Origin of the sequence: Pseudomonas sp. NPDC087615 (assembly GCF_044743445.1) — a bacterium.
Classification (GTDB): domain Bacteria; phylum Pseudomonadota; class Gammaproteobacteria; order Pseudomonadales; family Pseudomonadaceae; genus Aquipseudomonas; species Aquipseudomonas baetica_A.
Window position 1 is genome coordinate 61568 of record NZ_JBIUWM010000006.1, and the last position, 18033, is coordinate 79600.

General features: G+C 59.2%; 15 protein-coding genes. 8 read left to right on the forward strand and 7 right to left on the reverse strand.

Going from position 1 to position 18033, the window contains the following annotated elements:
• Positions 1 to 72: 72 nt before the first annotated feature.
• The gene (locus ACIOU6_RS05195; protein WP_401134399.1) at positions 73 to 1419 is read right to left on the reverse strand and encodes a class II 3-deoxy-7-phosphoheptulonate synthase; all 1347 of its coding nucleotides are present in this window, start codon (positions 1417 to 1419) and stop codon (positions 73 to 75) included.
• A 151-nt stretch (positions 1420 to 1570) separates the two neighbouring features.
• On the opposite strand from ACIOU6_RS05195, the gene ACIOU6_RS05200 reads away from it, so the two are divergent.
• Positions 1571 to 2326: a spermidine synthase gene (locus ACIOU6_RS05200; RefSeq protein ID WP_401134401.1), complete on the forward strand. Its 756-nt coding sequence runs from the start codon at positions 1571 to 1573 to the stop codon at positions 2324 to 2326.
• A 109-nt stretch (positions 2327 to 2435) separates the two neighbouring features.
• Here the strand turns inward: ACIOU6_RS05200 and ACIOU6_RS05205 are convergent, their stop codons facing one another.
• Entirely contained in the window at positions 2436 to 3227 is a 792-nt protein-coding gene (locus tag ACIOU6_RS05205; RefSeq protein WP_401134404.1) for a crotonase/enoyl-CoA hydratase family protein, read from the reverse strand.
• A 421-nt stretch (positions 3228 to 3648) separates the two neighbouring features.
• Between ACIOU6_RS05205 and ACIOU6_RS05210 the strand changes: the two genes are divergently transcribed.
• Entirely contained in the window at positions 3649 to 5322 is a 1674-nt protein-coding gene (locus ACIOU6_RS05210; protein ID WP_221729196.1) for a DEAD/DEAH box helicase, read from the forward strand.
• Between the two features lie 115 nt (positions 5323 to 5437).
• Here ACIOU6_RS05210 and ACIOU6_RS05215 read toward each other — a convergent pair whose 3' ends face one another.
• Positions 5438 to 6205 (reverse strand): DODA-type extradiol aromatic ring-opening family dioxygenase, encoded by a 768-nt coding sequence (locus ACIOU6_RS05215; RefSeq protein WP_401134408.1) that lies wholly within the window; start codon positions 6203 to 6205, stop codon positions 5438 to 5440.
• 103 nt (positions 6206 to 6308) lie between these two features.
• Between ACIOU6_RS05215 and ACIOU6_RS05220 the strand changes: the two genes are divergently transcribed.
• Complete coding sequence (locus ACIOU6_RS05220; protein ID WP_401134411.1) at positions 6309 to 6965, forward strand: thiopurine S-methyltransferase; 657 nt, start codon at positions 6309 to 6311, stop codon at positions 6963 to 6965.
• A 129-nt stretch (positions 6966 to 7094) separates the two neighbouring features.
• Here ACIOU6_RS05220 and htpX read toward each other — a convergent pair whose 3' ends face one another.
• Both htpX and ACIOU6_RS05230 read right to left on the reverse strand, forming a co-directional pair.
• Complete coding sequence (gene htpX, locus ACIOU6_RS05225) at positions 7095 to 7982, reverse strand: protease HtpX (RefSeq protein ID WP_221729193.1); 888 nt, start codon at positions 7980 to 7982, stop codon at positions 7095 to 7097.
• Between the two features lie 304 nt (positions 7983 to 8286).
• Entirely contained in the window at positions 8287 to 9498 is a 1212-nt protein-coding gene (locus ACIOU6_RS05230; protein ID WP_042560257.1) for a pyridoxal phosphate-dependent aminotransferase, read from the reverse strand.
• Between the two features lie 224 nt (positions 9499 to 9722).
• Between ACIOU6_RS05230 and msrB the strand changes: the two genes are divergently transcribed.
• From msrB to ACIOU6_RS05245, 3 genes are all read left to right on the forward strand, one after another.
• Positions 9723 to 10118, forward strand: a complete 396-nt coding sequence (msrB, locus tag ACIOU6_RS05235; protein WP_221729192.1) for a peptide-methionine (R)-S-oxide reductase MsrB — start codon at positions 9723 to 9725, stop codon at positions 10116 to 10118.
• 164 nt (positions 10119 to 10282) lie between these two features.
• Positions 10283 to 10768 (forward strand): glutathione peroxidase, encoded by a 486-nt coding sequence (locus ACIOU6_RS05240; protein WP_401134416.1) that lies wholly within the window; start codon positions 10283 to 10285, stop codon positions 10766 to 10768.
• A complete protein-coding gene (locus ACIOU6_RS05245; RefSeq protein WP_221729190.1) occupies positions 10765 to 11226 on the forward strand; it encodes a MarR family winged helix-turn-helix transcriptional regulator in 462 nt (153 codons plus the stop codon). Before ACIOU6_RS05240 ends, ACIOU6_RS05245 begins: the two co-directional genes overlap by 4 nt.
• On the opposite strand, the gene ACIOU6_RS05250 is transcribed toward ACIOU6_RS05245, so the two are convergent.
• A complete protein-coding gene (locus tag ACIOU6_RS05250; protein WP_221729189.1) occupies positions 11210 to 13531 on the reverse strand; it encodes a response regulator in 2322 nt (773 codons plus the stop codon). The genes ACIOU6_RS05245 and ACIOU6_RS05250 overlap by 17 nt on opposite strands.
• 166 nt (positions 13532 to 13697) lie before the next feature.
• On the opposite strand from ACIOU6_RS05250, the gene ACIOU6_RS05255 reads away from it, so the two are divergent.
• Together ACIOU6_RS05255 and ACIOU6_RS05260 are read left to right on the forward strand one after the other, a co-directional pair.
• On the forward strand, positions 13698 to 14588 hold the full coding sequence (locus ACIOU6_RS05255; protein ID WP_221729188.1) for an ATP-binding protein: 891 nt from the start codon (positions 13698 to 13700) through the stop codon (positions 14586 to 14588).
• A complete protein-coding gene (locus ACIOU6_RS05260) occupies positions 14585 to 15067 on the forward strand; it encodes a GAF domain-containing protein (protein WP_221729187.1) in 483 nt (160 codons plus the stop codon). Before ACIOU6_RS05255 ends, ACIOU6_RS05260 begins: the two co-directional genes overlap by 4 nt.
• Here the strand turns inward: ACIOU6_RS05260 and ACIOU6_RS05265 are convergent, their stop codons facing one another.
• On the reverse strand, positions 15068 to 18013 hold the full coding sequence (locus tag ACIOU6_RS05265; protein ID WP_221729186.1) for an HD domain-containing phosphohydrolase: 2946 nt from the start codon (positions 18011 to 18013) through the stop codon (positions 15068 to 15070). It abuts the gene before it with no gap.
• Between the last annotated feature and the right edge of the window lie 20 nt (positions 18014 to 18033).

The window sequence follows — 18033 nt, forward strand, 5'->3', positions numbered from 1 at the left end:
TGTTCACTAAACCAGTGTGGGGGCGGGCTTGCTCGCGAATGCGGCCTGTCAGACGCTAGATGCCAGACTGATTCAACGGCGAACCTGCTTCAGCGTCTCAGCAATCAAAAACGCCAGTTCCAGCGACTGATCGGCATTCATGCGCGGGTCACAGTGCGTGTGATAACGATCCGACAAGCCATCTTCAGTGATCGGCCGCGCCCCACCAATGCACTCGGTGACATTCTGCCCGGTCATCTCGATATGAATCCCTCCGGCATAAGTGCCTTCGGCTTCGTGCACCTGGAAGAACTGTTTCACCTCGCCGAGGATCTGCGCAAAATCGCGGGTCTTGTAGCCGCTGCTGGCCTTGATCGTGTTGCCGTGCATCGGGTCACAGCTCCATAGCACCTGCTTGCCTTCACGCTGCACCGCACGGATCAGTGCTGGCAGGTGATCGCCGACCTTGTTCGCGCCCATTCGCGCGATCAGGTTCAGGCGACCCGGATCGTTGTCGGGGTTGAGCACGTCGATCAGGCGGATCAAATCGTCGGGATCCATGCTCGGGCCGACTTTCACCCCGATCGGGTTGTTCACACCGCGCAGGAATTCGACGTGAGCGCCGTCGAGCTGACGGGTGCGGTCGCCGATCCACAGCATGTGCGCCGAGCAATCGTAGTAATCGTTGGTTAGGCTGTCGCGACGCACGAAGGCTTCTTCGTAGTTCAACAGCAGTGCTTCGTGGGCGGTGAAGAAACTGGTTTCGCGCAATTGCGGCGAGCTGTCCATGCCGCAAGCGCGCATGAAAGCCAGGGTTTCATCGATGCGGCCAGCGAGGTGGCTGTACTTCTCGGCCAGCGCCGAGTTGGCGATGAAATCGAGATTCCACTTGTGCACTTGATGCAGGTCGGCAAAACCGCCCTGGGCGAAGGCGCGCAACAGGTTCAGTGTCGCGGTGGACTGGTGATAAGACTGCAGCAGGCGTTCCGGGTCAGGCACACGGCTTTTTTCGTCAAAACCGATGCCGTTGACGATGTCGCCACGGTAGGCCGGCAGGGTCACGCCGCCGATGGTTTCGTCGTTGGCTGAGCGCGGCTTGGCAAACTGGCCGGCCATACGCCCAACCTTGACCACCGGGCAACCCGCGGCGAAGGTCATGACGATCGCCATTTGCAGCAACACTTTAAACGTGTCGCGAATTTTCGCCGCGGAAAATTCGGCAAAGCTTTCGGCGCAGTCACCGCCCTGCAGCAGGAACGCCCGCCCCTGAGTCACCTCGGCAAACTGACGACGCAGTTCGCGTGCTTCGCCGGCAAACACCAGTGGCGGATAGCTGGCCAATGTCTGCTCGACCTGGCGCAAGTGCGCGGCGTCGGGGTATTGGGGTTGTTGCTGGATCGGCAGGGCACGCCAGCTATCAGGGCTCCAGGGTTGGTTCATCACGGTCTCTAAGGTTCTACGCACGGAAGGCCATGGTATCAGCAAATTAGTGCGTGACCTGTTCCTGCCCCTTCGCCGACAATCGCCGCTTTGCCACGGCGCCAAAGCGGTGCCATCGCGTCACCGCGCCCGGTGACCATCAGGAGACGAAATGACTGAGGAACGCGTCGAGCATCTGCTCGCCGAAGTACAGGATGAGTTCGGCGTGATTCGCGTGCTGGAAGTGGCTGATTACCGCTTTCTCGAATTCGGCGATGCAATCGAGCAGAGCTGCGTGTTCACCGCTGATCCGAGCTGGCTGGAATACGACTACACCCGGGCGATGCTGATTGGCGCGTTGTGCCATGAGCGGCCGGAGAGTGCGCTGTTCCTCGGACTGGGCGCCGGTACGCTGACTCAGGCCTGCCTCAAGTTCCTGCCTTTGGAGGATGTCGAAGCGATTGAGCTGCGTCCCGACGTGCCGCGTCTGGCCATTGAATACCTTGGGCTGGATGATGATCCGCGTCTGTACATTCGCGTTGGCGATGCGCTCGAGTTGCTGCCAACCGCCGAGCCGGCGGATCTGATTTTTGTCGACCTCTATACCGATGTCGGGCCGGGTGTCGGGCACCTTGCCTGGCGTTTCCTGGGTGACTGTCAGAAGCGTCTGAATCCGGGCGGCTGGCTGGTGATCAATCAGTGGGCCACCGATGACGGCAAGCCGCTGGGCGCGGCGTTGTTGCGCGGGCTCTATCATCGACATTACTGGGAGTTGCCGGTGAAGGAGGGCAATGTGATTCTGATTGTCCCGGCGGATCTCGATCAGGCACTGGACATGCAGGCGCTGACGGCCCGGGCCGAAGCACTGGCGCCGCAGTTGGGGTATTCGTTGCAGTCGTTGATCAAAGCCATTCGTCCGGCGACTTGAGTCTTCAGTGCTGACCCCTTCGCCAGCAAGCCCGCTCCCACACTTGAAATGCATTCCAAATGTGGGAGCGGGCTTGCTCGCGAAGAGGGCCTGAAGAGCACCACATTTCTCAGATCCCTTTGAAGATGCCCGGGCGCCGTTCAACCAGCGACTTGATACCTTCCTTGGCATCCTCACTACTCAGCAACTTTTTCACCAGCGTCGGCAACCCCTGCGCCGCCGCCGTCTCACCTTCATAGCGCGCCTGTCGCGCCGATTGCAACGTCGCCTGTACCCCCAACGGCGCCTGTCGGGCAATCCGCTCAGCCAGTTCAATCGCCCGTGGCAGCAGATCTTCGCTGGCCATCACTTCCTGCACCAACCCCAGCCTTAATGCGTCGTGGGCATCAAACTCATCCCCGGTCAGCAACCAACGCATGGCATTGCCCCAGCCGGCCACCTGATGAAAACGTAAAGTCGCGCCACCAAAAGGAAAGATCCCACGCTGAACTTCCATTTGCGCGAAGCGGGTATTGCTCGCACACAGGTTGATATCCGCCGCCAGCATCAACTCGATACCAATGGTCAGGCAGTAGCCTTGCACCGCGACAATCACCGGTTTGCTCACCCGTGGGCCGACGAACACCCCCCATGGATCACAACCGCCGGTCGGAACTTGCCAGCCTTGCGCAAGGGCGGCGCTCGCATTCACCAGATCCAGACCAGCGGTAAAGTGCTCGCCATGCCCGAACACCACCGCCACCCGCGCCTCGCTGTCGGCCTCGAACTCGCCGTAGGCAAGGCTCAAGTCATTGAGCAGGTCGAGGTCGAACGCATTGCGCTTGGCCGCTCGGTCGAGGCCGATCAGGTGGACATGGCCACGACGTTCTCGGCTGACACGGCCGGGGCAGGGCTGATTCATGGCTAAATCCTCAGGCGGGAAGGGCGGGCAGCGACGGTATGCCGCACATCGGTGAATCGTTTTAGCGTCATCACCCGTAGGGCCGGGCCTTTGAAAAATAGACCTTGGCGCGATTATCCGCAAAACCCCACTACACAGCGGTGACGCACGCATTCAGGCGATAAAAAAAGCTCCCTTTTTGGGCAAAATCCGGTATAGTGCGCGCCGGCCTTTAACCGGGCCGCGTTTAGGTAGCGCAATTTCCCGAAGTCAGCTTCGGCTGCACGTCCGCATTGCGGGCTCTTCCCGGACGATTCTTTTTCTCATTCATTCGTTTTCGCAAATCCCCGCCGACAAAGCTGCCAGGGCGACTCTTGAGTCTCAACACGGCATGCGCAGCTTTGGAGCATGGGTCTTTGCGGATGCACTTAGAGGCAGACCCATGACCCAGGAAACCGGCGGATTCGCCGCTTTTAATCTTAACCCGAATATTCTTGCAGCCGTCGCAGCGACCGGCTACGAAGAGCCTTCGGCGATTCAGCAGCAATCGATCCCGATCATCATGGCCGGCCAGGACATGATTGGCCAGGCGCAAACCGGTACCGGTAAAACCGCCGCGTTCGCACTGCCTATTCTGCACCGCATCGATCCTGCCAAGCGCGAACCGCAAGCCCTGATCCTGGCGCCAACCCGAGAGTTGGCGCTGCAAGTAGCAACCGCTTTTGAAACCTACGCCAAGCAAATGCCAGGCGTCACCGTTGTCGCCGTTTACGGCGGCGCGCCGATGGGCCCGCAACTCAAGGCTATCCGTAACGGCGCACAGATCGTTGTCGCCACTCCGGGCCGTCTGTGCGACCACCTGCGTCGCGACGAGAAAGTGCTGTCGACCGTGAACCACCTGGTTCTCGACGAAGCTGACGAAATGTTGAAACTGGGCTTCATGGATGACCTGGAAGTCATCTTCAAGGCTCTGCCAGCGACCCGTCAGACCGTTTTGTTCTCGGCTACCCTGCCGCAGTCGATCCGCGCCATTGCCGAACGCCACCTGCGCGATCCGCAACACGTCAAGATCCAGACCAAGACCCAAACCGTTACCGCGATCGAACAGGCTCACCTGTTGGTTCACGCTGACCAGAAGACTTCGGCCGTTCTCAGCTTGCTGGAAGTGGAAGATTTCGACGCTCTGATCATGTTCGTGCGCACCAAGCAAGCGACCCTGGATCTGGCCAGTGCCCTCGACGCAAAAGGCTACAAAGCCGCTGCGCTGAACGGTGACATCGCCCAGAACCAGCGTGAGCGCGTAATTGACTCGCTCAAGGATGGCCGTCTGGACATCGTTGTAGCGACCGACGTTGCTGCTCGTGGTCTCGACGTTCCACGTATCACTCACGTGTTCAACGTTGACATGCCGTACGACCCAGAGTCCTACGTGCACCGTATCGGCCGTACTGGCCGTGCCGGTCGCGAAGGTCGTGCACTGCTGCTGGTGACTCCACGTGAGCGCCGCATGCTGCAAGTGATCGAGCGTGTAACCGGTCAGAAAGTTGCCGAGGTTCGCCTGCCGGACGCTCAGGCAGTTCTCGATGCGCGCATCAAGAAACTGACCAACAGCCTGGCGCCGCTGGTTGCCGATGCTGAATCGACTCACGGTGAGCTGCTGGATCGTCTGACTGCAGACATCGGTTGCACGCCGCGTGCTCTGGCTGCTGCTCTGCTGCGCAAGGCCACCAATGGTCAAGCGCTGACGCTGGCTGCGATCGAGAAGGAACGTCCACTGGTGCCTAACAACGCACCGCGTGGCGACCGTCCTGAACGTAGCGGTGACCGTCCGGACCGTGGTGATCGCGAGCGTCGCGCGCCAATTCCTTTGGGCGAAGGCCGTGCTCGTTGCCGTACCGCGCTGGGTGCGCGTGACGGTATCGCCGCTAAAAACCTGCTGGGCGCCATCCTCAACGAAGGTGGTCTGGCCCGTGAAGCGATCGGTCGCATCCAGGTGCGTGACAGCTTCAGCCTCGTTGAGCTGCCGGAAGATGGTCTGGACAAACTCCTGACCAAGCTGAAGGACACTCGCGTTGCCGGTAAGCAGCTGAAACTGCGTCGCTATCGCGAAGATTGATCCGCCCTGGGCTGATTGATCGAACATAAAAAATCCCCGACTGGTTCGGGGATTTTTTTTGCCTGTTTTTTATGCTCCCACAAAACCTGTGGGAGCGAGCCTGCTCGCGAAGGCGTCAGCCGAAACGATAAATATCCATACCCAGCGCACCCATCGTGAAGCCCTGATGCGCCACACTGAATTCACCCCCGGCACCCCGAGCGAAGTACAACGGCAACAAATGCTCATCACTTGGATGGCTGCGCACCGCGTTAGGCGCCTGCTGGCGGTAGTCATGCAGCGCCGCTTCATCTTCGGTCGCAAGCTTGTCGATCACCCAGTCACGGAATTCCCTTGCCCACGGCTCGACGCTCTCCGGACCGGCATGCCAGTCCAGCTCACGCAGGTTGTGAGTGATGCTGCCAGAGCCGATCAGCAAAATCCCTTGTTCGCGCAGGCTTGCCAGCGCACGGCCGACGCGTGTTTGCAGTGCCGGACCGCCGCGACTCGGTAACGAAACTTGCACCACTGGAATATTTGCCTCGGGATACATCAGAGACAGCGGCACCCAGACGCCGTGATCGAACGGGCGCTGTGGGTCGAGGCGCACGGGGAGACCGTTGATGGTCAGCAGATCGGCGACCTCGGCAGCCAGTTGCGGATTGCCCTGCGCCGGGTACTGCACTTCAAACAGGGCGCTCGGGAAACCGCCGAAGTCATGCAATGTCTCGGGTTGCGGATGGCTGCTGACCAGCAATTCGTGACTCTCCCAGTGTGCGGAGACAATCACGATGGCTTCGGGCCTGGGCAATTCGGCGGCCAGTCGTGCGAGGGCAGGGCCGCTGGCGCCGGGCTCCAGCGCGAGCATGGGCGATCCATGGGAGATAAACAGGCTGGGAAGCATGGACGGGTTCCTGAGCGGTAAGATGAGCCATCTTCAGTCAGTTCATTGATCTAAATCTAATATAAGTTTTAACGCTTTTTGATCGATTTTTTAGGAGCGACACATGCAGCCTGAGTTTTGGCACAAGAAGTGGGCATCTGACCAGATCGGCTTTCATCAGCCTGAGGTGAACCCCCATTTGCAGCGGCACTGGCCGGATCTGCCGATCCCTGTATCGGCCCGCGTACTGGTGCCACTGTGTGGGAAAAGTCTGGATTTGCTGTGGCTGGCCGGGCGTGGCCACAAGGTTTTAGGGGTTGAGCTGTCGGAAAAAGCTGTCGAGGATTTTTTCAGCGAGCAGCGGGTGTCCCCGCAAATCAGCGAGAGGGGCGTATTCAAGGTATATCGCGCTGGATCTATCGAGCTGTGGTGTGGTGATTTCTTTGCACTGAAAGCGGACGATGTCGCCGATTGCACAGCGCTGTACGACCGGGCAGCGATGATCGCGCTCCCGCCACCGATGCGTGAGCAGTATGCGGCGCACCTTCAGCAGATCTTGCCGCAGGGCTTGCAAGGGGTGTTGATTACGCTGGATTACGATCAGTCACAGATGTCCGGGCCGCCGTTCGCGGTGTTGGACGATGAGGTGCAGCGGTTGCTGGGCGGTGGCTGGCAGGTGCAAGTGCTGGAACAGCAGGATGTGCTGGGGGAGAGCTGGAAGTTCTTGCAGGCTGGCGTGACGCGGTTGGAGGAGAGGGTTTACCGTATTTCCAGTCATTAGTTTTTTTGGGGGGCAGTACTGATGTCATCGCTGACTTGCCAGCGATGACGTCAGCAAAAGCAGCCCATTACTCGAAGCAATAAAAAAGACCCGCATCACTGCGGGCCCTCTTTTTTTATATGGGCAGGTTCAACCGCGACGACGCAAAGCGTCGATACGCTCTTCCAGCGGCGGGTGGCTCATGAACATGCGGGCGAAGCCCTGCTTGATGCCACCGTTGATGCCAAACGCATTCAGGGTGTCCGGCATATGTACCGGCAGGCCCTGTTCGGCGCGCAGGCGTTGCAGTGCACCGATCATCGCGCTGGTGCCGGCCAGACGTGCACCGGCTTCGTCGGCGCGGAATTCGCGTTTGCGCGAGAACCACATGACGATCGCACTGGCCAGGATGCCCAGTACCAGTTCGGCGAAGATGGTGGCCACGTAGTAGGCAATGCCCCGGCCTTCTTCGTTCTTGAAAAAGAACTTGTCGACGAAGTTGCCGATGATCCGCGCGAAGAACATCACGAAAGTGTTTACCACGCCCTGGATCAGCGCCAGGGTGACCATGTCGCCGTTGGCAACGTGGCCGATTTCGTGGGCCAGCACGGCTTTCACTTCATCGGGCGAAAAACGCTCGAGCAGGCCCTGACTGACGGCGACCAGTGCGTCGTTCTTGTTCCAGCCAGTGGCGAACGCGTTCGCTTCGTAGGCCGGGAAGATACCGACTTCGGGCATCTTGATCCCGGCTTCGCGGGACAATTGCTCGACGGTTTGCAGCAGCCATTGCTCATGCCGGGTACGTGGCTGGCTGATGATCTGAGTGCCGGTGCTCATCTTCGCCATCCACTTGGAGATGAACAGCGAGAACAGGGAGCCGGCGAAACCAAAGACCGCACAGAAAACCAGCAGCTGACTGAGGTCGAGATCAACCCCGTTGGCCGCCATGAACCCGTTGAAGCCGAAAAGGCTCAGGGTGATGCTGGCTATCAGCACGACCGCCAGGTTAGTGGCCAAAAACAGCAGGATGCGCATCATGGTTGTAGAAATCTCCTCAAGCTAAAGATGTAGCGTACTGCGGGGTATATAAGGTGCTGCACCCGGCTATTCAACCGGGTGACTATTTCAAACTGTGTCCTACAGCGATTTCTTCGGCGCACGCCCCATTTCCCACAACAGACACTGACACGGACGACACACAGCCGCGACCCGTCGCCATTGCGTCAGACGTATATGACCGGTGCGAATCGCAAGTGTAGAGGGCGTGTGGAGGAGGGGAGCGCAGAAGTGTTGCTGAATCAGACAGTGCGCAACGTTCGGGCCGTTGCGCACTGCTGGCCATCTACTGGCGGTAGGACTTGAGGAAGTTGCCGATGCGGCCGATGGCCATTTCGAGCTCGTCGACCCGGGGCAGGGTGACGACGCGGAAGTGATCCGGCCACGGCCAGTTGAATGCCGTGCCTTGCACCACCAGCAACTTTTCGGAGAGCAACAGGTCAAGGACGAATTTTTCGTCGTTGTGGATCGGGCAGACCTTCGGATCGATCCGTGGGAACGCGTAAAGCGCGCCCATCGGTTTGACGCAACTCACCCCCGGGATGTCGTTGAGCAGTTCCCAGGTACGGTTGCGCTGTTCCAGCAGGCGACCTTGCGGCAGTACCAGATCATTGATGCTCTGATAGCCGCCCAGTGCGGTCTGGATCGCATGTTGGCTTGGCACGTTTGCGCACAGACGCATGTTGGCCAGCATGTCGATGCCTTCGATGTAACTCTGGGCGTTGTGTTTCGGTCCTGAAATCGCGATCCAGCCGGAACGGAAGCCAGCCACGCGATAGGACTTCGACAGACCGTTGAAGGTCAGGCACAGCAGATCCGGGGCCAGGGACGCGGTGCAGATGTGCACCGCGTCGTCGTACAGAATCTTGTCGTAGATTTCGTCGGAGAACACCACCAGGTTGTGCTGACGGGCCAGTTCCAGCATGCCCAGCAACACTTCCTTCGAATACACCGCGCCGGTCGGGTTGTTCGGGTTGATGATCACCATGGCCTTGGTATTCGGGGTTATTTTGGCCTTGATGTCGGCCAGGTCCGGGAACCAGTCGGCGCCTTCGTCGCACAGGTAGTGCACCGCGTTGCCGCCGGCCAGGCTCACGGCAGCGGTCCACAGCGGATAGTCTGGCGCCGGCACCAACACTTCGTCGCCATTGTTGAGCAGCGCCTGCAGCGACATCACGATCAACTCGGAAACGCCGTTACCCAGGTAGATGTCTTCGATGCCGACACCTTCGACCTGTTTCTGCTGGTAGTACTGCATCACGGCCTTGCGCGCACTGAACAGACCTTTGGAATCGCTGTAGCCTTGCGCGGTCGGCAGGTTGCGGATCACATCCTGAAGGATTTCGTCCGGCGCTTCGAAACCGAACGGCGCCGGATTGCCGATGTTCAGCTTGAGGATGCGCTGGCCTTCCTCTTCCAGTCGTTTGGCGTGCTTGAGCACCGGGCCGCGAATGTCGTAGCAGACGTTGGCGAGCTTGTTCGATTTGCTGAACTGCATGGCGATGTGATCCCGAAAATGAACGATCCAGACGGTGGATGGACAACCGTGCTGGGATTCCTGCGTCTTCGTACAGGCGAATGTCTTGAGGCGTAGTGCCCAGAATCCGTTTGAATGCGCCCGGTCTGGCTGCCAGACTGGCGTGTGACGAGGCGCAATCATACGTGCCGCCCGATCCGTGGAAAAGGTACAGATCGGGCTTTTTCAGCCGCTGAGGTGTGATGATGGAAAAGTTGGAAAAAACCCTGGAAGAATGGAAAGCCATGCTCGATCCGCAGCAGTACGAGGTTTGCCGCCTCAGTGCGACCGAGCGACCGTTCTCCGGCAAGTACAACGCCACCAAAACTGATGGTGTTTACCACTGCGTCTGCTGTAACGAGCCATTGTTCGACTCCACGACCAAATTCGATTCCGGTTGCGGTTGGCCTAGCTTCTACGCGCCAATCGGAGAAAGTGCCATGACCGAAATCCGCGATATCAGCCACGGCATGATTCGTACTGAAGTGAAATGCGCGCGCTGTGATGCGCATTTGGGGCACGTCTTCCCGGACGGCCCGCCGCCGACTGGTTTGCGCTATTGCATCAACTCGGTGTGTCTGGAACTGGTACCCCGCTCGTAACGCGCCCCCCGGGAACTGACGAAGGTAGCGATCTTTTGATCTTTCAAAATCACAGATCGCAGCCTTCGGCTGCTTCAGGGCAGGGTCGATCCCATTAATTAAATTGCATGCAATTCAATTGCTCGCTATGTTTTCGTCTTCTTCCTGATTTCAGAGCGCGCCCCATGAGCGACAACCTGCTTAATATCCCTTGCACCACCATCAAGGGTGAGCAAAAAACCTTGGCTGATTTCGCCGGTAAAGCGGTGTTGGTGGTCAACACTGCCAGCAAGTGCGGCTTCACCCCACAGTACAAAGGGCTGGAGGAACTCTGGCAGACCTACAAGGATCAAGGTCTGGTAGTTCTGGGCTTTCCATGCAATCAATTCGGCAAGCAGGAGCCGGGCAATGAAGGCGCGATCAGTCAGTTCTGCGAACTGAATTTCGGTGTCAGCTTCCCGCTGTTCAAAAAGATCGAAGTCAACGGCGCCAGCGCCCACCCATTGTTTGTGCAATTGAAGAAGCGCGCTCCGGGTCTACTCGGTTCTGAGGGCATCAAGTGGAACTTCACCAAATTCCTGATTGGCAAGGATGGCCAGTTGGTCAAGCGCTTTGCGCCGGCCACCAAACCGCAGGATCTGAGCCGCGAGATCGAAGCCCTGCTCAAATGAACAGCCTGTCCGTCGATTCCCTGAACCTCGACAGTCAGTTGTGCTTCAAGCTGTATGCCGCTTCCCGTGCGGTGATCCGCGCCTACAAGCCGATGCTCGATCAGCTTGGCCTGACCTACCCGCAATACCTGGCGATGCTGGTGTTGTGGGAATGGCAGGCCAGCGCGCCAGAGCAACCGACGGTCAAGGCACTTGGCGAACGACTGGCGCTGGATTCCGGCACCTTGACCCCATTGCTCAAGCGGCTGGAGCAATTTCAACTGGTACAGCGTCAGCGCTCGGTGCGCGATGAGCGTGAGGTGCATTTGAGCCTGACGGCGGCGGGACAAGCGCTACGCGAGCAGGTCGGGCCACTGAAGGCCCGTCTGCTGTGCGACAGCGGTGTGGATCTGGATCGATTGAGTGACTTGCGCGACGGACTCGATCACTTGCTGGGCCAAATCAAAGCGCTGGCGTAGTCGTAATCCATTGGTCCAGCAATGCCGCCAGCTCTTCACGGCGAAACGGCTTGGCCAAGTAGTCACTCATGCCCGCCGCCCGACAGCGTTCGCGCTCCTCGGACATAGCGTTGGCGGTCAACGCGACAATCGGCAGGTTTGGCCAGCGTCCGCTCTGGCGAATCTGTCGGCTCGCTTCATAACCGTCCATCACGGGCATGTTGCAGTCCATCAGCACCAGATCGAATTCCTGATACTCCAACTGATCCAGCGCTTCGGCGCCATGGGCAGCCACCACGACATCACAGCCCAGTTTGCCGAGCATGCCTTTGGCCACCAGTTGATTGACCGGGTTGTCCTCGACCAGCAGCACGCGCCCGCGTCTGACGGGGGGCGAAGTTTCGAGTTGTGCATCGTTGATGGTGGCGACCTCCGGGTTCAGGGTGCGCCGCAGATTCTGATAGAGCGCGTTACGCGCCAGTGGTCGGGCCTGCTGTTGCAACGGGGCGAGGGCTGCCGCTTCTTCGCTGGGCAGGAAACTGCCGTAGGCGGTCACCAGCAGGATCGGAGCGGTGAGTGTCGGACGCAGTCCGAACAGGCACTCAGGGCAGTCAGTGATCAGCACATCGGGCGAAAGCCCCAGCAGCGAGTCATCAATAGTGCGTTGTTCGTATGCAAGGCCCCAGACCGGCAGCAGATTTTTCAACAACTCTGCCAAGCCACTGCTGGCGGCGGTAATGGCGAGGACTTTGCCTTGAAGAAGAACCGGAGCCAGTGCTCGGGTATGGCAGGGCAGCGGAAGCTCGGCGCAGAACTGGCTGCCGAAACCTGTCTCGGAACTGATACTCAGGCGTCCCTGCATGGCTTCGCAGAGGTTGTAAGTCAGCGCCAATCCCAGTCCTGTGCCTCCGTACTGGCGGGTAATGCCGGCACCTGCCTGAGTGAACGGCTGGAAGATCTTCACCTGTGCTTCCTGTGCGATACCGATACCGGTGTCGCAGACTTCGATACGTACGCCATCCTTGTAGGTCGACAATCGCACATCCACCCGCCCGAATCGGGTAAATTTCAGGGCGTTGGACAGCAGGTTGCTGACGATCTGCCGAACCCGGGTCGGATCGCCCAGCACCAGTGCGGGGAAGTGCGGATCAATCAGGCAGGTCAGCTCGACGCTCGGCGCCGCGTTCTGCGACAGCAGGTTGGCGGTGTCCTCGATCAATGAGCCGAGATCGAACGGGATGTGCTCGAGTTCCAGTTGCCCTGCATCGAATTTAGAGAGGTCGAGAATATCGTTAAGCAACTCCACCAGCACTTTGCCCGAGTCGTGGGCGATTGATAGCTGTTGTTGTTGCTCGGCATTCAGCGGTCCGTCGAGTGATAGCGCAATCATCCCCAGCAGACCGTTGAGTGGCGTGCGGATCTCATGGCTCATGTTGGCCAGGAACGCCGACCGTGCTTCGGCCATCTCCAGCGCAGTGCCGCGGGCGACTTCAAGCTCCTGATTAGACTGGCTGAGCCGGGTATTGATCGCTTTGAGTTCGGCGGTCCGTGTCGAGACGATGTCTTCCAGTTGGCCGAGGTATTCGGTCAGACGGTTTTCGGCGTTGCGCCGCTGCTGGATCTCGGTGGCGATGTTCTCGAATTGCTGATTGGCGACTTTGACCAGTACGCCGATTTCATCGTTGGCATGCCCGGCCGGGCATTCCAGCGTGGCCGCTTCGGCGCTGCGAGGGTCACGTCCGCTGAGCTCGCGAATGACGCGAACCAGCGGTTTGGTCAGCATCACGTAAAACAGCGCCAGCAGAATGCCGGTCAGGATCAGGCTGCGCGCGAAGCCATTGAGCAGTGTGACCTCGGCCCGGCGCAGGAAGCGGCTGCCGTACGTGTAGGTGTCGACTTCAAGACTCAGGATTCCCAGCGATTCGTTGGGCAGGTGATCCAGATACAGGCGATCTTCGAATTGACGCTTGGCGCCGAAGAGGAAATCGCTGATCACCCGATAGCCGTTTTGCAGCTCAGGGCGTTTTACACTGGCCAGCACCGTATTGTTGTTGTCGATCAGTTGCGCAGAAATGATTGCCGGTGAGCGCAGCAGGCCCAAGGCGAGTTCCTGGGCCAGTTCGGCATCGATGTTGTAGGCAATGCGTGATGCCGGGTTATGGCTGATCTCCAGCAAAGACAGGATTTCACGGTTGATGGCGGCGTCTTCACTGGCATAATCGATGCCGATTTGCAGTAGGCTGAGCAGCGTGCCGAGAATGAACCCGACCAGCACAGTAAGCCTGGCTTGTTTGTATGACAGCCGGTGAGTGAATTTGATATCCATGGGGTGTTGAACCACTTCCGTTTCCCTTCGCTGCTCAAGCATAGTCGATCATGTACGGATACCGAGGTTCCCGAATCGCCTTGTAACAAGGCTCGGCGCGGGAATTTTGATCTGAGTGTCGTCGCTGGATCGCCATCATCACTGTGAAAGTGTCCGAGGAGAAGACGTGGATTCCCGATTGAATGCTTTTCTTGAACGTGCCGAGTCTGTTCTGGCGCGGATCGAACCGTTGTTGCCGGTCCCTCGTCCCGTCATCGACTGGGGTATTTGCCTGGCTGCGCGCTGGCAGCGTGACGGACGCAGCGGTTTTCTGCTGCCGCTGGAAGTCAGCCTCGACATGCGGCTGTCCGACCTGATCGGTGTTGACCGTCAGCTTGAGCAACTGGGGCGCAACACCCGGCAATTCCTCGACGGCATGCCGGCCAACCACGCTTTGCTCTGGGGCTCGCGCGGCACCGGCAAATCCTCGCTGGTACGCGCGTTGCTCGCCGAGCACGCCAAGGCTGGCCTGCGCCTGATCGAGATCGAGCGCGACCATCTGGCCGACTTGCCGCGTGTGGTCGAGCAGATTGCCAAACTGCCGCAACGTTTTGTGCTGTTCTGCGATGACTTGTCGTTCGAATCCGGTGAAGGTGATTACCGCATTCTCAAAAGCGTGCTTGACGGCTCTCTGGAGCAGGCGCCGGACAACGTCTTGCTGTACGCCACTTCCAATCGCCGTCACCTGGTGCCGGAGAAGGAAAGCGACAACGAGAACTGGAAACGCGTCGACGGCGAGCTGCACCCCAGTGAAGCGGTGGAAGACAAGATCGCGCTGTCGGATCGTTTCGGTCTGTGGCTGTCGTTTTATCCGTTTACCCAAGAACACTTCCTGAATGTTGTCGAACACTGGATCGGCCAGTTGGCCGCCAAGGCTGGCCTGAGCTGGCAGCGCGACGAAGCACTGGACATCCTTGCCGTGCGTTGGGCCACCGGCCGCGGCAATCGCAACGGACGTTGCGCGTACCAATTCGCCCGTTATTGGGTGGGACTGAAATTGTTGGAGCACAAGGCATGATTGATTTGCAACAAAGCGGCCAGGGCCTCGAAGGCTATGGCATGTTGGCCGCGCAACTGGAGTCGCTGCTGGCGGATGAGCGCGATTTTATCGCCAACGCTGCGCAGTTTTCCGCGTTCCTGTTCAACCAGCTCGAGGATCTGAACTGGGCGGGTTTCTACCTCAATCGCCACGAAGAACTGGTGCTCGGCCCGTTTCAGGGCCAGATCGCTTGCGTGCGTATTCCGTTCGGGCGCGGTGTGTGTGGCGCCGCAGCGGCCACTCGGCAGACCCAGCGGGTTGAAGACGTTCACGCGTTTCCCGGTCATATCGCCTGCGACAGCGCCTCGAACAGTGAACTGGTCGTGCCGCTGGTCAAGGAGGGGCGCCTGATCGGTGTTCTTGACCTCGACAGCCCGAAGCTTGCGCGATTTGGTGCCACCGATCAGACGGGTATCGAGCAACTGGCGGCGATCTTCCTGCGCCTGACCGACTGCTGATCACCCGCCAAGGCCAGCCTTTTGCAACAGGCTGGCCGTATCCACCGCATCAATCTGGTGTGGATCGAGAAAACGTTCGGCGTACTGCATGTACACGCCGTCGTTGATGAATAATCCAAACAACTGTGCATCGATGTGCGCCTCGCGGCACATGGTAGCCATGATCCCCAGGGCCTCGCTCAACGACTTGGCTTTCTTGTAGGGACGATCGGCCGCAGTGAGTGCCTCGAAAATATCGGCGATCGCCATCATTCTTGCTGGCAGGCTCATCTCTTCGCGCTTCAGGCGTTTCGGGTAACCGGTGCCGTCCATTTTTTCATGATGGCCACCCGCGATTTCGGCAATGCTGTCGAGGTGGCCGGGGAAGGGCAGGTGGCTGAGCATCATGATCGTCTGCACCATGTGGTGATTGATGATGTAGCGCTCTTCGCGGGTCAGTGTTCCGCGCACGATGCTCAGGTTATACAGCTCGCCGCGATTGTATTTGTAGCGCGGCACATCCAGCTTGAAGCCCCATGGATTGTCGTCCGCAATCAACTCGTTTGCGTCGCGTTCAAGTAAATGTTCGGGTTTGTCCGCCAGCAACTTTTCGTGCGCTGGCAAACTCTGCACTGGCGTTTTCGCCTGGCGCTTGTTTTCTTCCCATGACACGCCCAAACGGTCATCCAGCGTCCGCACCCATGTGCGTTGGGACAGATCCTGCAGGCGCTGCAGATCCGCTTCGGCCATCGCTTCACTGCCCAGGTTGCAGCGGGCCACAAAGGCAAAGTCTTCGTCCAGTTCGCACAGGGTTGCATCGCGCCGTTCGACCAGTGAGGTTTCGTCTCCACCCAGGGCCAGGGCCTGCCAGTAAATGATCCAGGCATCGCGCTTGAGCACTTCGAAACGGGTGCGGATTTCGTGGATGCGGTCGTTGAGGGTTTCCAGTTTGGTGGCCTTGTCGACCACGTATTCCGGCGTCGTGACCTTGCCGCAGTCGTGCAGCCACGCGGCAATGTGCAAGGCTTCCCATTCATCCTCGGTGGGCTGATAGGCCTTGAAGGCGGGCGCCTGGCTTGCCGCAGCGGCCTGGGCGAGCATCAGGGTCAGCTCCGGCACTCGCTGACAATGCCCGCCGGTATAGGGGCTCTTGGCGTCGATGGCCCCGGCGAGTAACTGAATGAATGCATCGAGCAGTTGTTTCTGTCTGGCTTGCAGGCGTTGGCTCTCGATACTGACAGCAGCGGCACCGGAGACTGCCTGCAAGAAGGCAATGCGGTCGGGTCGCAGTTTTTCGAGGTCGGCCGGGGTGCCGCTGTCGTTGATCAGCAGAATCAGCAGCCCGATGGTTTCGTCGTGGCGGTTGTGCAGGCGGATGCCGATCAGATGGATGCGCGGCGAGGCCATTGCCAGCAAGACTTTCTGCAGATCCCCGGCCTGATCGACACCAATGTTGCTCACCACATTGTCGGCGCTGACCAATTGTTCAAACCATGCGGGGCCCTGGCTTTCGTGCAGGTCGTGCCCCTGAATATCGAACGCCTCCAACGCTTGAGGTGTGCCATTGATCACCAGCCCGTAAGGCTCCATGCGGCTGTCATCATTTTCACGCAGATAGATCAGCCCTGCCTGTGCCTGGGCGATCTGCACCGTTTCGAACAGTACCCGTTGCAGCAGCGGTGCGAACCGGGTTTCGGCCCCCAGGGTGTCGGTAATCCGGAAGAAACTTGCCAAGGTATCTTTCATTCGGGCCATCGACACGCTCAATTGGTCGACTTCAAGTACCGGAGAGCGCCGTGCCAGCGGAAAGTTGAAATCGAAACTGCGGATCGCGTCCGCTTCCTTCACCAGCGCATGCAGCGGTTTGACTAGAATTCGCGAGATCACCCAACCCAATGGCAGGCACAACAACAAGGTGCCCAAGGTGATCAACGCACCTTGCCAGCGCATGCGATAGGCATCGACTAACAGTTCGTCTTCCGGCACGAGCAGCGCCAATTGCAAACCTTTCGGGCCGCCTTCCTGAATGCTGCTGCGTGCGACGATCCATTGCCGGCCATTCGCTTCCAGTCGATTGCCTGTGTGTGCACCAGACAGCAGCGCATGGAGGCTCGGGCTCAAGTCGGCCGCCCTGGCCAGATGCGCGGTGCGATCATCGACGATCAGGCGGCTGCTATCGGGATAAGCCACGGCATTGCCGTCGGCATCGAACAGGACAATTTCGGTGGAAGGCGTGACGACATGCTTGCTCAAGGTGGCAGACAGGGCGGCCAATGTCAGGTCGGCGCCAATCACCGCATTCTCGCCACTGCGTCGGGCCAGCGTGGTGCCGACATTGAGGGTGGAGAAAAACACATAGGGTTCGGTGGTGATCTGCTCGGTTTGCTGGCGGGCGTCGAGGAACCAGGCGCGGCTGCGCGGATCGTAGGCGTCTTCGGTATTGTCCTGGCGGCTGATTGGCGTCAGGGCGAGGTCGAAGAACAGCGATTGCGAATGCATCTTGCCCTGCTGGTCATGCTCGATGCTCCAGACCTGATACGCCGCCGCTTCCGGAGCCTTGAGCAGTGTCTTCAAGGCAGTGGTGCGTAGCGGGCGGACCATGAAAAAATCGCCATTGGCATAACCCAGATAGAGCGAGGCCAGGTTCGGGTTGTCTGTGAGCGACTGGCTGAACGGTCTGAGCAGCGGCAAGCGTTGATCAAGACGCGTGGCCTGTGTGGCGGGATTGTCCGCCAGCAGGCTCAACAGGTGCCGGATTGGCTGATAGGTCGCGGACATGTCCAGGCGCACATCCTGTTCGATCCTGTTGAACAGCTTTTCACTGCTCGACAGGATGATCTGCGTCGTCTGGCGATAATTGAACAGTCCCAGTACCACGCCCGTGAGCAACAGGAGAAACGTGAACATGACACTGATGTGCACGTGCAGCGGGAACCGGCGTTGTTCCGGGCGCAGTGGGCTGGGCATTTCCGGTTCTCCTTGATGGT